Annotated in this window: 14 protein-coding genes and 1 pseudogene; 7 read left to right on the top strand and 8 right to left on the bottom strand. The window is 72.8% G+C overall.

The genetic code is table 11. The annotated features are described in order from the left end of the window. Positions 1-67 precede the first annotated feature (67 nt). Positions 68-379: a hypothetical protein gene (locus AB0H28_RS08005; RefSeq protein WP_358035793.1), complete on the top strand. Its 312-nt coding sequence runs from the start codon at positions 68-70 to the stop codon at positions 377-379. 20 nt (positions 380-399) lie between these two features. Here AB0H28_RS08005 and dacB read toward each other — a convergent pair whose 3' ends face one another. Both dacB and AB0H28_RS07995 read right to left on the bottom strand, forming a co-directional pair. Continuing rightward, positions 400-1,983: a D-alanyl-D-alanine carboxypeptidase/D-alanyl-D-alanine-endopeptidase gene (gene dacB, locus AB0H28_RS08000; RefSeq protein WP_358035791.1), complete on the bottom strand. Its 1,584-nt coding sequence runs from the start codon at positions 1,981-1,983 to the stop codon at positions 400-402. A gap of 75 nt (positions 1,984-2,058) precedes the next feature. After that, complete coding sequence (locus AB0H28_RS07995; protein WP_358035790.1) at positions 2,059-2,775, bottom strand: aquaporin; 717 nt, start codon at positions 2,773-2,775, stop codon at positions 2,059-2,061. 241 nt (positions 2,776-3,016) lie between these two features. On the opposite strand from AB0H28_RS07995, the gene AB0H28_RS07990 reads away from it, so the two are divergent. Beyond that, positions 3,017-3,298: an iron-sulfur cluster biosynthesis family protein gene (locus AB0H28_RS07990; RefSeq protein ID WP_358035788.1), complete on the top strand. Its 282-nt coding sequence runs from the start codon at positions 3,017-3,019 to the stop codon at positions 3,296-3,298. On the opposite strand, the gene AB0H28_RS07985 is transcribed toward AB0H28_RS07990, so the two are convergent. After that, a complete protein-coding gene (locus AB0H28_RS07985) occupies positions 3,282-4,403 on the bottom strand; it encodes a hypothetical protein (protein WP_358035786.1) in 1,122 nt (373 codons plus the stop codon). The two genes, AB0H28_RS07990 and AB0H28_RS07985, sit on opposite strands and share 17 nt — an antisense overlap. A gap of 303 nt (positions 4,404-4,706) precedes the next feature. Between AB0H28_RS07985 and AB0H28_RS07980 the strand changes: the two genes are divergently transcribed. Then, the gene (locus AB0H28_RS07980) at positions 4,707-5,108 is read left to right on the top strand and encodes a hypothetical protein (protein ID WP_358035784.1); all 402 of its coding nucleotides are present in this window, start codon (positions 4,707-4,709) and stop codon (positions 5,106-5,108) included. Positions 5,109-5,352: 244 nt separating this feature from the next. Next, entirely contained in the window at positions 5,353-5,745 is a 393-nt protein-coding gene (locus AB0H28_RS07975) for a cupin domain-containing protein (protein ID WP_358035782.1), read from the top strand. 58 nt (positions 5,746-5,803) lie between these two features. Here AB0H28_RS07975 and AB0H28_RS07970 read toward each other — a convergent pair whose 3' ends face one another. Next, a complete protein-coding gene (locus tag AB0H28_RS07970) occupies positions 5,804-6,967 on the bottom strand; it encodes a threonine synthase (protein ID WP_358035780.1) in 1,164 nt (387 codons plus the stop codon). An 8-nt stretch (positions 6,968-6,975) separates the two neighbouring features. Continuing rightward, a pseudogene (locus AB0H28_RS07965) lies at positions 6,976-7,775 on the bottom strand (DNA polymerase ligase N-terminal domain-containing protein). An 81-nt stretch (positions 7,776-7,856) separates the two neighbouring features. Here AB0H28_RS07965 and AB0H28_RS07960 point away from each other — a divergent pair. Next, the gene (locus AB0H28_RS07960; RefSeq protein ID WP_358035778.1) at positions 7,857-8,639 is read left to right on the top strand and encodes an aldo/keto reductase; all 783 of its coding nucleotides are present in this window, start codon (positions 7,857-7,859) and stop codon (positions 8,637-8,639) included. Between the two features lie 61 nt (positions 8,640-8,700). Here the strand turns inward: AB0H28_RS07960 and AB0H28_RS07955 are convergent, their stop codons facing one another. After that, complete coding sequence (locus AB0H28_RS07955; RefSeq protein ID WP_358035776.1) at positions 8,701-9,834, bottom strand: cellulose binding domain-containing protein; 1,134 nt, start codon at positions 9,832-9,834, stop codon at positions 8,701-8,703. Positions 9,835-10,053: 219 nt separating this feature from the next. On the opposite strand from AB0H28_RS07955, the gene AB0H28_RS07950 reads away from it, so the two are divergent. Together AB0H28_RS07950 and ctaD are read left to right on the top strand one after the other, a co-directional pair. Then, positions 10,054-11,160, top strand: coding sequence for an FAD-dependent monooxygenase (locus tag AB0H28_RS07950; RefSeq protein ID WP_358035774.1), 1,107 nt, complete (start codon positions 10,054-10,056; stop codon positions 11,158-11,160). Between the two features lie 128 nt (positions 11,161-11,288). Continuing rightward, positions 11,289-13,049, top strand: a complete 1,761-nt coding sequence (gene ctaD, locus AB0H28_RS07945; RefSeq protein WP_358035773.1) for a cytochrome c oxidase subunit I — start codon at positions 11,289-11,291, stop codon at positions 13,047-13,049. A 243-nt stretch (positions 13,050-13,292) separates the two neighbouring features. Here the strand turns inward: ctaD and AB0H28_RS07940 are convergent, their stop codons facing one another. Both AB0H28_RS07940 and AB0H28_RS07935 read right to left on the bottom strand, forming a co-directional pair. Beyond that, on the bottom strand, positions 13,293-13,874 hold the full coding sequence (locus AB0H28_RS07940) for an isochorismatase family protein (protein WP_358035771.1): 582 nt from the start codon (positions 13,872-13,874) through the stop codon (positions 13,293-13,295). 14 nt (positions 13,875-13,888) lie between these two features. Next, positions 13,889-15,175, bottom strand: coding sequence for a nicotinate phosphoribosyltransferase (locus AB0H28_RS07935; RefSeq protein ID WP_358035769.1), 1,287 nt, complete (start codon positions 15,173-15,175; stop codon positions 13,889-13,891). Positions 15,176-15,191 lie beyond the last annotated feature (16 nt).

Here is a 15,191-nt window from a genome sequence, read left to right as displayed (position 1 = left end):
GCCGGCCGGACCGGGCGGCGTACGTTCTCGATGTCCCGTCCGACCGTCCCCTGTGGAGGTCCGCCCGATGAGCCGCCCCGCGCCCGTGGCCCTCGCCCGCCAACCCGTCGACGGCGGTGTGCTGCGGGAGATCCCGCTGCCGCCGTACGTGACGGTCGAGGACGTCCAGTTCGCGGTGCGGGCGGTGGTGGTGCACGCGCCACGGATCTGGTCGGGCGGGACGATCTGCCGCAACGACGCCAGCCCGTACCCGTGCCGGCTGCACCGCTGGGGGCGCCGGGTGCTCGCCCTGCGCGGACTGCCGCCGGCCGAGATCGACGCGCTGGTCGAGCGGGGTGACCCGGCCGCCGGCCCCGGCCCGTACCGGCCCGGCGCCTGACCGCCGGGCCGGCCCGGCGGTCAGCAGCGGACCGGCTTGACCCAGGAGCACTCCCGCCCCTCCGGCACCCGCGGCGAGTCGGGCGCGGCCGGCACCGTCCGCCGGGCCGTCGCCGTCTCCTTCTCGGTGTACGCGGCCAGGGCGATCGCGATCTGGTCCTCCAGCCCCTTGACCGACGAGGTCAGGTAGTTGTTGAGGACGATCGAGAAGGCCAGCAGCCGGCCGTCGGCGTCGGTGACGTAGCCGGAGAGGCCGGAGACACCGGTCAGGCTGCCGGTCTTGGCGTGCACGTTGTTCGCGGCGGCGGTGCCGGCCATCCGGCTGCGCAGCGTCCCGCCCACGAAACGGTCGGCGTTGCCGGCCACCGGAAGCGCGGCGTACCAGGTGTCGAACCAGGGTTCGGCGCGGACCGCCGAGAGCAGCGTGACGAACTGCGCCGACGGGATCAGGTTGCGGCGGGACAGGCCGGAACCGTCGCGCTGGCGCAGCGTGCCGGTGTCCATCCCGGCGTCACCGACGTACTCGCCGATCGCGCTCAGGCCGGCCGACCAGGTGCCGGAGCCGGAGAGCATCCGACCCAACTCCTTGGTGAGCACCTCGGCGTGCCCGTTGTTGGAGAGCTTGAGGAACGGCACCAGCAGGTCGGCCAGCGGCATCGAGTCGTGCCGGGCCAACGGTCGGGCGTCGTCCGGAGTGGACACGCCGAGCACCGTGCGGCCCAGGACCCGTACCCCGTGCCGGCGCAGCGCGGACCGGAACACGTCGGCGGCGTACCCGGTCGGTTCCCAGACCGTCACCCAGTCGCTCTCGGTGGCCTCACCGACGGCGATCTGCCCGGTCACCACCACGGTGTTGCTCCCGTGCTCCCGCTCGACGGAGATGGTGGTCTCGCCGTCGGCGACCGTCTCGGCCCGGTTGTCGATGCGCAGCCAGCCGTTGGCCGGCGTCATCGAGATCTTCGGCCGGGCGCCGGCCCGCGCGCCGGGCGTCGCGTTGACGATCACCGTGCCGGCGTCGTAGTCGGTGTCCGGGGCGACGGTCAGCGCGGACACCTGTGCCGCGTAGTAGTAGGGCTCGTCGTCCCAGGTCCAGTCCGGACCGAGCCGGCTGCCGTCGTAGCGGGTGTCGTCCGCGACCAGGTTGCCGGTCACCACCCGGACGCCCGTCGCGGCGACCTGTGCGGCGAGCCGGTCGTAGTCCGCCGCGAGCATTGTCGGGTCGCCGCCGCCGCGCAGGTAGAGGTCGCCGGAGAGCAGACCGGCGCGGCGCGGCCCGTCGGCGCTGACGTCGGTGGTGAACCGGTGGCCCGGGCCGAGCAGTTCCATCGCCGCGGTCGAGGTGAGCAGCTTCGTGTTGGAGGCGGGGACGAGCCGCCGGCTGCCGTTGCGGTCGTAGAGGGTGCGGCCGGTGGTGGTGTCGACCACGACCACGCCCGCCTGCGCCCCGTCGAGCCGGCTGTCCGCGAGGACCGCGTCGATTGTCGCGTGCAGCCGAATCTGCGCCGGGGTGGGCGCTTCGGCCGTCGCGGTGGGGGCGCCGGCGGTGGCCGCGGTGGCGACCAGCACGAGCGCCGCGAGTGCCCGGGGAAAGAGACGAGGATGCATGCGCCGATGCTGCCATGGAGCTTTCCTCCGGGAAAGGGCCCGGAGGGAAAGGTTGTTGCCGTTGCCGCCGGTGGGTCACCTGTGCGGCGTCATCACCCGTTCCGCCGGTCCCCGCCCGCCCGTCCCCGGTCGCAGGATCAGCGGCGCGGCCAGCGCGGCGAGCGCGCCGCCCAGCAGCGGGAAGACAATGAAGACCCAGAGCTGGCGCAGCGCGGTCCCGCCCTCGAACAGCGCCGGGCCGAACGAGCGCGCCGGGTTGACCGAGGTGCCGTCCAGGGTGAGGCCGACCAGGTGCGCCGCGGCCAGGGCGAGGCCGATCGGCACCCCGGCGAACGCGGCGTGCTCGCCGCGACCGGTCACCACCAGCACCACCAGGACGAACAGGAACGTCAGCACCGTCTCCAGCACGGCAGCGCCGCCCAGGTTGATGTGCGCGCCGTAGCCGTTGGTGCCGAGCGCGCCGGTCTGGTCCACCACGTCACCCCACCGGGTGAGCGCCCAGATCACGAACGCGGCGAGCGTGGCGCCGGCGAACTGCGCGATCCAGTAGGCCACCGCGCCCAGCGGGGAGATCTTCCCGGAGAGCAGCACACCGAGCGTCACCGCCGGGTTGATGTGACTGCCGGAGAGCGGCCCCATCGTGTAGACCAGCGCCAGCATGGTGAAGCCGAAGGCCAGGGCGACCACCACCACGCCGCCCTGAACCCGGGCGAAGACGGCGCTGCCCACGCCGAAAAAGATCAGCAGCAGCGAGCCGAGGAACTCGGCGGCGTACCTGCGTGGGTCGTCCACACCCCAAGCCTAGGGACTTGACCGGCCCTTGGAGGGAAAACCCCTGTTCACACCGCCGAGGCCGATCACCCGCCTCCATTTGACGGATCCGCCGCCAGCGGGCACGGTGGATAGGGAGGGGCCGTCCGACCGCCCCGCTTCCTGCGGCGAGCATCGCTTCGCCCGCTTCCCGGTCGCGAGCCGACCGCGTGGGCCATGTCGCCCGCGAGACTTCCGAACCCCAGCCATGAGGAGTTCCGCCATGCTGACCATGACCGACAACGCCGTGCTGGTGATCCGTGACCTCGCCGCCCAGCAGGACCTCGCCGACGCGGGCGGGCTGCGCATCGCCGCGGACACCGAGGCCGGATCGCTCTCCCTCGAACTGGTCCCCCAGCCCGTGCAGGGTGACCAGGTGGTGGACGACCAGGGGGCGCGGATCTTCCTGGACTCCGACGCTGCCGAGCTGCTCAACGACACCGCCGTCGACGCGGTCGTCGACGACGAGGGCATCGTCCAGTTCGGGTTCACCGAGAAGGAGTGACTCGGCCGGCGCGGCGGGACTCCCCGCCGCGCTGCGGCCGGCCGGCGCGTCCCCAGTCGGGGGCGTCCTGGTCGGCCCGCCAGGAGTCGCCGCGCTGCCCCCGCTCCGGCCGGACCAGCGCGGCCAGCACGTGCGCCAGGTGGTGCGAGGTGCTCCAGGCGATCCAGAAGGCCTCCGAGCCGGCGCCGGCGCCCCGCCGGGCCCGGCGCAGCACCTCGTGGTCGCCCCACGAGAAGCCGGCCCCGGCCGCCGGCCAGTGCGGCGCGGCCACCAGGGTGCGGCACAGGTTGGCGAAGCGCTCGTCGCCCCGTCCGCCCCGCCGCGACCAGCGGTAGATCCACCACGCGTCGCCGGCCGTCCAGCGCAGCGTCGGCAGCCGGTCGCCCGGGGCCTCCGCGCCCCGTGCCGCGCAGCCCACCCCGTAGTCGCCGTAGCCCAGCCGCAGGTCGGCCAGGCGCTGCCAGAGCAGCCAGTCGTAGCGGTCCAGGCGCACCGGTTCGTCGGTCGGTAGCCGGGCCAGCGCCGGTGGCATTCCGCCCGCCGCCACGGTCACCGACCGCCAGGCGTGCCGCCGGGCCCACTCGGCCGCGCGCCGCACGCGCGGCTCGGCCAGCCGCACGTCCGCCGGGCAGCACACGTCCCCCGCGTCCAACAGCAGGTCGCACTGCTCCGGCGCCAGCCCGGTCGAGCGCCACACCCGTTCCGCGGCGGCGGTGGTGGCGTCCGGCCCGGCGCGGTCCGGTCCGGTCCGCAGCCGGATCACCGCCCGACCTGCCCAGGCCCGCGCCGCCGCGCCGTGGGCCGCCAACCGACGGTCGCTGTCCGCGAGACCGACCACCGGCACCAGCGGTACGCCCCAGTGGACCGGATCGTGCTCCGGGGTGTCCGGCAGCGCCGTCGCGTCCACGGCGGGCAGGATTCCGGCCGGGAGTCGACCGAGCGCGTCCGCCGTGCCCGGATCGGCCGAGGTGAGGTCGAGGATCGGCGCGAGCCGGCCGGCGGCGGTGTCGTCGAGGTGGGTCAGGGCATCGAGTTCGCCCCGGCGAGCGGCCAGCACGGGACGGTAGACCGGGTCCGGCGGCCTCCCGCCGGGTACGGGCACCATACTTAAATGTAGCGACCCGATTGCTCAGCGTCACCATCCCGCCGGTCCGGCGCGGAACCACTCCGCACCCGGCCCGCCGGTCATCCGCTCCACCGCGGCCTCGGCCGCGTCGCTGCCCCGGACCCGGCAGGATCGACGTATTCGCAGCTCAGATGCGGTGACTGTCCTTGATCGGACAGTGCTGGCGCTGGTTGGCGGGCGGCGGCGCGGCATAGCTTCGGAATCAGCAGGTTGATCGCCGCTGATCGCCGGGACGTACCACGAACGCCTCCCGCCGGCGTACCGGTGGGAGAGAGGATCACCATGCGCAGCCCCAGACCGCGGAGGGGAGTGACCGGCCAGCCCACCCCGAGCGCGCAGGAGGCCGCACGCATCGACAACGAGATCAACTCATGCTCGTCGGTCGGCCTGCCGCCCACCGCGCGCGTGCTGTTCGCCGTGGTCGACGCCGGCGGCGGCCTGATCCGCGGCCTCGGTGCCACGTCGGCGACCCGGCTCGCGGTCGGGATGTATCAGGTCGCCTTCGACCAGGACGTCGCCCGGGCCGCGTACGTCGGAACGGTCGGCCCGGCCACCGGCGGCCTCGCGCAGCAGGGCGTCGTCACCGTGGCGCCCCGGGCCGGGATCGCCAACGCGGTCTTCGTCGAGACGCACGCCGCGAGCGGGCACGTGGACCGGCCGTTCCACCTGGCCGTGCTCGCCTGACCGGAAACGAGCGCACGGCGCCGCACGACCTGCCGGTCGTAGCGTCGCCGCGCTCTGGCCGTCTCCCACCGGCGCAGCCGTGCGGCGGTACGTCAGCGGGGACCTGGCTCGACCGGTCCAGCCCGCACCGGTCTTGTCGCCAGCAGATGCCCCGTTCCGGCGCGGTCAAACCTGGCCCGGGTGGGGAATTCCACCATCTGCCACTCGCGGCGTGGCGGGCGCGGGAACGGGGTATGTGCGGGCCATGGAGCATTTCACGATCGCGACCGTCGCCGAGAAGAGTCCCGACTTCCGCCGCGTGCTCTGGACCGGGGAGCAGACCCAGTTGGTCATCATGACCATCCCGCCGGGCGGCGAGATCGGCGAGGAGGTGCACGAGGGCATCGACCAGATCCTCACCTTCGTCAGCGGCACCGGCGAGGCGCGGGTGGCCGGGGAGAAGCAGGAGGTCGTCGCCGGCGACCTGGTGGTCGTGCCGGCCGGCACGAAGCACAACTTCGTCAACACCGGGCCGAACCCGCTGGTGCTCTACACCGTCTACGGCCCGCCGGAGCACGCCGACGGCGCGGTGCACCGGACGAAGGAGGAGGCGGACGCCGCCGAGGAGGCCGGTGAGGACGAGCCGCCGACGTCCTGAGCGCCAGTGGTGAGAAGGGGCCCCTGCTATGCCGGAGGCGTTAACAGGGGGCCCCTCCTTACATCAGGTCGGGGTATTTGATGCCGGCGCCGGTGTTCAGGACGACGACCCGCTCGCCGGGGCGGATCCAGCCGCCGGCGCGCAGGTGCCGGGCCGCGGTCAGGCAGGCCGCGCCCTCGGGGCACAGCAGCAGCCCCTCCCGGGCCGCGAAGTCGCGCAGGTCGGCGACGATCTCCGCGTCGTCCACCGCGATCGCGGTGCCGGCGCTCTCCCGCAACGCGGTCAGGATCAGCTCGTCGCCCAGCGGAGCGGGCACGGTGATGCCGAACGCGACGGTGCGCGCGTCCGCCCACGGGGTGGCCCGCTCCTCGCCGGCCGCGAACGCGCGCACGATCGGCGCGCAGCCGGTCGACTGCACGGCCACCAGCCGGGGCAGCCGGTCCTCCACCCAACCCAGCTCGCGCAGCTCGTGCAGCGCCTTGTGGATGCCGATCAGCCCGACGCCGCCGCCGGTCGGATAGATGATCACGTCGGGCACCTGCCAGCCGAGCTGCTCGACGATCTCGTACCCCATCGTCTTCTTGCCCTCCAGGCGGTAGGGCTCGCGCAGTGTGCCGGCGTCGAAGACGCGCCCACCGGACGCGCCCACCAGCGCGGCGACCTCCCGGCCGGCGTCGTTGATCAGGCCGTCGATCAGCCGGAGGTCCGCCCCGGCGGCGAGGCACTCCTGACGGCAGATGGTCGGCGCGGCCAACGGCATGACGATCGTCGCGCCCATCCGAGCCCGGGCCGCGTACGTGGCCCAGGCCGCACCGGCGTTGCCGTTGGTCGGCATGGCGATCCGCTCGACCCCCAGCTCCCGGGCCCGGCTCACGCCGACCGCCGCGCCCCGGGCCTTGAACGACCCGGTCGGCGTCAGCCCCTCGTCCTTGACGATCAGCTCGTCCACACCGATCTCGTGGCCGTACGCCGGGGCCCGCCACATCGGCGTCCAGCCCTCGCCCAGCGTGGTGACGAAGCGCGGGTCGGCCACCGGCAGCAGTTCCCGGTAGCGCCACAGGTCGGCCGGGCGGAGCCCGAACTGCTCCGGTGCCGTCGTGGCGGCCACCGCGGCCAGGTCGTAGCGGGCCAGCAGCGGGGAGCCGCACCCGCACAGGTTCTGCAACGTGTCGGCCGGGTGGTCCAGGCCGCAGCGCGGGCACTCCAGGTGCGTCAGGTGCACGGTGGTCCTCAGCTCGCGTCGATGCTCAGCCAGTGCCGGCTTCGCCGGCCCGGTTCATAGCGGGAGTCGAGGCGCTTCGCCACCACTCCCGGGAGCCCCTGTTCGTTCGCGGCCCGCAGGGCGTCCGCGCCGACTCCCGGGAACCACGGCGGAGTCTGCCAGTGCGGGCCGGCGAGCGCCAGCGAGTCGAGCAGCTCGCGGCGTTGCGCGTACGGCACGTCGAGGCTGGACACGCCCTCCAGCCAGCGCAGGTCGACGGCGAGGAACTGGTCGTCGCGCCGGGTGGGCGGGTGGAGCCGGCCGGCCGGGTCGATCCGCACCAGCACCCCGTCCAGCACCACCTCGGTCGGGGCCAGCTCCTCGGCCATGGCCCGCAGCCAGGGGTAGGCCCCGGTGACGTCCGTGTCGTCACCGTCGAGCAGCCGCAGCCGGCCGCCGGAGACGTACGCCGTCGCCCGCACGCCCACCCAGCGCGGCTCGTACCCCCAGGCGGCGGCATCGCGCGGCAGCCGCTTCCCGGCGACGGCGCGCATCGGGCGGACCAGCTCCGGCATCGGTGTCCAGCCCGGTCCTCGGTGTGCACGGCGAGGTGGTTGCGGCCTGGATCGCGGGGCAGGCCGCGTGGCACCGCCCAGGAGGCCAGCACCCCGTCGTGCTCCAGCCGCAGGTCCCAGTGCAGGCTGCGGGCGTGGTGCTGCTGGATGACGAAGCGGGGCGCGCGCCGCGCCGGCCGCCCGCGCCGCGGGGACCGCTCGGGCACGGGTTCCGGGGTACGCGCCGCGTCCCGCTTGCGCCGGTAGTCCTCCAGCCGGTCCCCACACCCGTATTCTCCGGCACACCCGCCCCGGGCGCCGGCATGGCGGCGGCGATCATGGGTAGAACCGTCGGCATGGACCTCGACCAGCCCACCCTCCCGCTCACCGGCGACGTGCGGATTCCGCTGCTCGGCTTCGGCACCTGGCAGGCCACCGGTGAGGACGGCTACCAGGCCGTGCTCGCCGCGCTGGACGCCGGCTACCGCCACCTCGACACCGCCACCATGTACGGCAACGAGAAGGAGGTCGGTCGGGCGGTCGCCGAGAGCGGGCTGCGGCGGGAGGACCTCTTCATCACCACCAAGTTGCCGCCGGACCGGGTGGGCCGCGAGCGGGAGACCATCGAGGCGAGCCTGGACGCGCTGGGCACCGGGTACGTCGACCTGTGGTTGGTGCACTGGCCGCCGTCGGCGCCGGGGGACAGCATTCCGGTGTGGCGGGAGATGCTGGCCGCCCGGGACGAGAACCTGGCCCGCGCGGTCGGCGTGAGCAACTACTCGATCGGGCAGCTCGACGAGCTGATCCAGGCGACCGAGGAGACGCCCGCGCTCAACCAGATCCGGTGGAGCCCGTCGCTGTACGACCGGCAGACACACGTGGCGCACCGGGACCGGGGGGTGGCGCTGGAGGGTTACAGCCCGTTCAAGACCAGCGACCTGTCCGACCCGGTGCTGGTCCGCATCGCCCAGGCGCACGGCGTCTCGCCCGCGCAGGTGGTGCTGCGCTGGCACATCGACCACGAGATCGTGGTGATTCCGAAGTCGGTCACGCCGGAGCGGATCCGGGCCAATGCCGACGTGTTCGGGTTCTCGCTGACCGCCGAGGAGATGCGCGACATCGACGCGCTCGGCGGTTGACCCGAGGTGCGGCGCGGGGCGCGGTCCGATGCGGACCGCGCCCCGCCGTGCGCTCCGGTGGTCAGCCCCGGGCGCAGGTGGTGCCGTTGAGGGTGAAGCTGCTCGGCGAGGAGTAGCTGCCGTTCAGCGTGGCCTGGTAGCCGAAGCTGGTCGACGCGCCGGGTGACAGCGTGCCGTTGTAGCTGAGGTTCCGGGCGGTCACCGCCGAGCCGCTCTGCGTCACGGTGGCGTTCCACGCGCCGGTGATCGTCTGCCCGGACGGCAGGTTGTAGTTCATCGTCCAGCCGTTGATGGTGCTGTTGCCGGTGTTCTTGACCGTCACGTCGGCGGTGAAGCCGTTGTTCCACGCGTTCGCCTTGTAGGTCACCGTGCAGGCCGCGTTGCCGGAGGGCGGCGGGGTGGTGGTCGGCGGCGTGCTGGTGGGCGGCGGGTTGCCACCGGTGTTGACGCTCTGCGAGAACGAGTTGACCGCCAGCCCGACCCCGCCCTGCCACGGCTCGAAGCCGGCCTGGATGCTGGTCAGGTACCAGTCGTTGGTGATCGCGCCCCGGTTGCGGGTGTCGTTGATGAACGCCAACGCGTCGAAGCTGAAGCTGGACACGGCGGACGGCGCCACGTAGGAGATGACGTTGTTGGAGCCGTTGCTGCCCCGCCAGACCTCCCAGCTCCGGCCGGCGATGTTGGCGTTGCCGACCGGGGAGCCGATGGGCTGGATCGGACCCTGCCGGTTGAGCCAGATCATGATCTCCATCTGGTTCACGCCGTCGCGCTTGGGCGACGGGTCGAGCCAGATGTCGTAGGCGGCGTCGTAGATCGCGCCGCTGACGTAGTTGTAGCTGATGCTGGCCGGCGCGCTGCTGATGTTCTTCACCTGGACCGGCAGGTTGGTGCCGGGCGAGCAGTTGGTGTAGTGGCAGCCCACGAAGACCGACGGGTACGAGACCGGCGCCCCGTTGGTCGGCGCGGAGCCGTCCGCCCGGGTGATGGAGAAGCCGGTCGAGGTGACGTTGATGCACTGCTGGGCGCTCGTGCCCCAGCGGTTGTTCTGCACCACGTACTTGCCGCCGATGGTGGTGGAGCCGTACTGCTCGCAGATCTGGGTGTCGGCCGAAGCGGTGCCGCCGAGCGCGACGGCGACGATGCTGCCGGCGGCCAGCAGGCCGGCCGCGGCGAGGGCTCTGAGTGAACGCTTCATGATGCTCCTTGGTTCGGCGCCCAGGCGCCGGGGCTGACGGGGGGTACGTGCGGGAGCGCTCCCATGCTCAGGAACACATTTACATGTCTGAAACCGTTGTGCAACTGAACCGGTTAAGAAGCATGCGAAAGGGTCGCCGGACACTTCCGTCGCCTGATTGCGGCGAGTAGTGTCTTGCCTCCAACGCGTCCCGACCCCCCTCCGGAGGCGTACCCCACGATGGGTGGTTCTCCCGCACGCATCCTCGTCGTCGGCGCGGGCATCGCCGGCCTCGCCGTGGCCCGGGCGTTGCGCCTCGCCGGATTCCGGCCCGACGTCACCGAGCGCCTGCCACCCACCGAGCGCACCGACACCGGCCTCTACCTTCCCGGCAACGCGGCCCGGGCGATGCGCCGGCTCGACCTCGACGGTCCGCTGCGACCGCTCGGCGAGGTGATCCACCGGCAACGCTTCCTCGACGCCGCCGGAGCGCCGCTGTGCGAGGTGGACCTCGACGCGCTCTGGGCCGGCGTGGGGGAGTGCCGGGCCCTGCCCCGGGCCGAGCTGCACCGGGTCCTGCTCACCGGGGCCGGCGGCGCGGTCCGCCACGGCGCCGAGGTGAGCACCGTCGAACCGTTCCCGGGCGGCGTCGCGGTCGGCTTCACCGACGGCACCGGCGGAGAGTACGACCTGGTCGTCGGCGCGGACGGGCCGCGCTCCGCGGTGCGCACCCTGGCCGCGCTCGGTGGGCCGCCCCGACCGGCCGGGCAGGTGGTCTACCGCGCCCTCGTGCGCGGCGGCCCGCACGTCGCCGACTGGACCGCCCTGCTCGGCCAGCGGGCCGGCTTCCTGGTCGTGCCGCTCGGCGCCGGCCGGCTCTACTGCTATGCGGACGAGGCGGGCAGCGTCCTGCCGGCCGACCCGCTCGCCCGGCTCCGCGAGCTGTTCGGCGACTACGGCGGGCCGGTGCCCGAGGTTCTCGCCGCGCTCGAGACGGTGCACGTGGAGCGCACCGAGGAGGTCGAGCTGGGGCGATGGTCACACGGCCGCGTCCTGCTGGTCGGTGACGCCGCTCACGCCGTGGCGCCGACCCTGTCCCAGGGCGCCGCGATGGCGCTGGAGGACGCCGTCGTGCTCGCCGAGTCGCTTCGGGCCGCCGGCAGTGTCGACGCCGCGCTGATCGCGTACGAGAGTCGCCGCCGGCCGCGTACCCGCTGGGTGCGGGACCGGACCCGGGACCGCAACCGCACCCGCGACGTGCCGCCGGCGCTGCGCGACCCGGTGCTGCGCGGGCGCGGCGGGCGGATCTTCGGCGAGCACTACCGGCTCCTCACCGGGCCGCTGTAGGAAGGCGAAGATCGTAGCCGCCCACCCCACGCGGCGGGGCCACCTACCGGGGACTATCCTCCTTGCGGATGACGGCTGCGCCGATGACCAGCGCGCCGAGCGGGACAACCCAGAACCGGAGGCCACTCGTGACCACCGTCGCACCCAAGCCGGTCGTGACCCGGCCCTGGCCGGTCCGCGAGCCGGTCAAGGGGTCGGCCATCGCGCGGCTGCTGCGCACCACGGACGCGAAGCAGATCGGGATCATGTACATGGTCACCGCGTTCGCGTTCTTCATGATCGGCGGTCTGATGGCCCTGATCATGCGCGCCGAGCTGGCGCGGCCGGGCCTGCAGTTCCTGTCGCCCGAGCAGTACAACCAGCTCTTCACCATGCACGGCACGATCATGCTGCTGTTCTTCGCGACGCCGATCGTGTTCGCCTTCGCGAACTACGTGGTGCCGCTGCAGATCGGCGCGCCCGACGTGTCGTTCCCCCGGCTCAACGCGTTCGCCTACTGGCTCTACCTCTTCGGCGGCACGCTGGCCGTGGCCGGCTTCATCAGCCCCGGCGGGGCGGCCGACTTCGGCTGGACGGCCTACACGCCGCTGAGCACCGTCGAGCACTCCCCGGGCGTCGGCGCCAACATGTGGGTGGTCGGCCTGGCCATCTCCGGTCTGGGCACCATCCTCGGCGCGGTCAACCTGATCACCACGATCCTGACCCTGCGCGCCCCGGGCATGACCATGTTCCGGATGCCGATCTTCACCTGGAACATGCTGGTCACCAGCCTGCTGGCGATCCTGGTCTTCCCGCTGCTGGCCGCCGCGCTGTTCGCGCTCGCCGCCGACCGCATCATCGGCGCGCACGTGTACGACCCGGCCACCGGCGGGCCGATGCTGTGGCAGCACCTGTTCTGGTTCTTCGGGCACCCCGAGGTCTACATCGTCGCGCTGCCGTTCTTCGGCATCATCACCGAGATCATCCCGGTGTTCTCCCGTAAGCCGATCTTCGGCTACAAGGGCCTGGTCGCCGCCACCGTCGCGATCGCCGCGCTGTCGATGAGCGTGTGGGCGCACCACATGTTCGCCACCGGTCAGGTGCTGCTGCCGTTCTTCAGCTTCCTGAGCTACCTGATCGCGGTGCCCACCGGGATGAAGTTCTTCAACTGGATCGGCACCATGTGGCGCGGCCAGATCAGCTTCGAGACGCCGATGCTGTGGGCCATCGGCTTCCTGGTCACGTTCCTCTTCGGCGGCCTGACCGGGGTGCTGCTGGCCAGCCCGCCCATCGACTTCCACCTGCACGACTCGTACTTCGTGGTGGCACACTTCCACTACGTGCTGTTCGGCACCATCGTGTTCGCCGTCTTCGCCGGCATCTACTTCTGGTTCCCGAAGATGACCGGCCGGATGCTCGACGAGCGACTCGGCAAGATCCACTTCTGGCTGACCATGATCGGTTTCCACACCACGTTCCTGGTGCAGCACTGGCTGGGCGCCGAGGGCATGCCCCGCCGCTACGCCGACTACCAGGCCGACGACGGCTTCACCGGGCTGAACATGGTCTCCACCATCGGCGCGTTCATCACCGGCATCTCGACCCTGCCGTTCATCTGGAACTGCTGGAAGTCGTACAAGACCGGCCCGGTGGTCGAGGTCGACGACCCCTGGGGGCACGGCAACTCGCTGGAGTGGGCCACCTCCTGCCCGCCGCCGCTGCGCAACTTCGACCGGATGCCGCGGATCCGCTCCGAGCGGCCCGCCTTCGACGCGAAGTTCCCGGAGCTGGCCGCCGGGCAGCAGAGCCTGGCCGGCCCCCCCGAGGGTGGTGCCAAGCCGCTGACCAGCGAGACCAACGGTGGTGCCAGCTACCAGGAGGACACCGCCGGCAACCTCGACCAGCGCTGATCAGCAACCCCGCCGCTGGCCCCCCCCGCACCACTCGCAGCGTTGATCATGAAGTAGGCGGCACTCCGCGCCCGATCCGTCGCCGCCAACTTCATGATCAATGCGCGAGGGTGGGGGCGGGAACCGCGGTGGAGGACCGGCAGGGCGAGCAGCCCGGCCAGGGACGCGGTGGGCAGCAGCACCGGGAAGGGCAGCGCGGGCCCACTCTGGGCGGGGGTACGACAGCCGCAGGCGATTACCCGGTCAAGCGGCCCTGATCACAGGCTCGCCGACCAGCTCCACGCCGGCGCCGTCGAGCGCACGCAGCGCCACGTCGAGCGTGTCCGGGGCGACTGCGGCCGTCAGCTCCAGCAGCACGGTGGTGCGGAAACCCTCCCGCGCCGCGTCCAGCGCGGTCGCGCGGACGCAGTGGTCGGTGGCGACCCCCACCACGTCGACCCGGTCCACGTCGTGGCGGCGCAGCCAGTCGGCCAGGCACTCGCCGTCGGGCGCGTGCCCCTCGAAACCGGAGTACGCGGCCGCGTGCTCGCCCTTGTGGAAGATCGCCTCGACCCGGCCGGTCTCCAGCTCCGGGTGGAACTCGGAGCCGGACGTGCCGACCACGCAGTGCCGGGGCCAGGAGTCGACGAAGTCCGGCGGATCACCGAAGTGCGCCCCCGGGTCGACGTGGTAGTCCTTGGTGGCGACCACGTGGTCCCAGCGGTCCGGCTCGGCGGCGAGCAGCCGGGAGATGCCGCCGGCCACCCCGGCCCCGCCGCCGACGGCGAGGGAGCCGCCCTCGCAGAAGTCGTTCTGCACGTCCACGATGATCAGGGCGTTCGCCATCTGGTCGGTCCTCCTCAGGTCGCGGGTACGACGGTCACCGGAACGGCCGGGTCGCCGGCGGAGAGCTTCAGCCCCTCCCACGGGATGGAGATGAGGCACTGGCGCAGGTGATCCCGGGACTCGTCCAGCGCGGGCAGCGCCACCGGCTCGCCCGACACCACGTACGAGTGCTGGAGCAGCCGGTCGTTGGGCTGCCGGTCCGGTACGCCCTGCGGCACGATGACTTCCTCGGTGGCGGTGCCGGTCGGCTTGTGCCGGCGGACGGCCACCTTCCGGCCGCCGATGGTGGCCTTGTGCTCGGAGCGCTTGACCACCGGCCGCCCCGCCACCTCGACCAGCTTGTAGACCAGGCCGGCGGTGGGTGCGCCCGAGCCGGTGACCACCGCGGTGCCCGCGCCGTACATGTCCACCGGTTCGGCGGCGAGCGACGCGATCGCGTACTCGTCCAGGTCGCCGGAGACGATGATCTTCGTCTCGGTGGCGCCGAGCGAGTCGAGCAGCTCGCGGGACTGCTGGGCGATCACCGCGAGGTCGCCCGAGTCGATCCGGACCGCCCGCAGCTCCGGGCCGGCCACCGCGATGGCGTTGCGGATGCCCTGGGCGATGTCGTACGTGTCGACCAGCAGGGTGGTGTCCTTGCCCAGCGTGGCCACCTGGGAGGCGAACGCCGCCCGCTCGTCGTCGTGCAGCAGGGTGAACGCGTGCGCGGCGGTGCCGGCGGTCGGGATGCCGTAGCGCTGCCCGGCGGCCAGGTTGGAGGTGAACCGGAACCCGGCCAGGTAGGCCGAGCGGGCGGCGGCGACCGCGGCCTCCTCGTGCGCCCGGCGGGAGCCCATCTCGATCAGCGCCCGGCCCCGGGCGGCGGTGACCATCCGGGCCGCGGCGGCGGCGACCGCGCAGTCGTGGTTGAGCACCGACAGCACCAGCGTCTCCAACAGCACGCACTCGGCGAACGTGCCCGAGACGGTGAGGATCGGCGAGCCGGGGAAGAACAACTCGCCCTCGGCGTAGCCGTCGACGTCACCGGTGAAGCGGTAGTCGGCGAGCCACCGCGCGGTCCGCTCGTCGGCCACGCCGGTGCGACGGAGGAAGTCGATCTCGGCCGGGTCGAAGCGGAAGTCGCGGATCATCTCGACGAGTCGGCCGGTGCCGGCGACCACCCCGTACCGGCGGCCGGCCGGTAGCCGCCGGCTGAACACCTCGAAGACGCAGTGGCGGTCGGCGGTGCCGTCGGAGAGCGCGGCGCTGACCATGGTCAGCTCGTACTGGTCGGTCAGCAGCGCGGGGCGAAGGGTGCTCACCACCCCAGCCTAGAGT

The sequence above is a fragment of the Micromonospora sp. NPDC050980 genome (assembly GCF_040653835.1).
Lineage (GTDB): Bacteria > Actinomycetota > Actinomycetes > Mycobacteriales > Micromonosporaceae > Micromonospora.
This window is presented reverse-complemented; position numbering and strand designations above follow the sequence as displayed.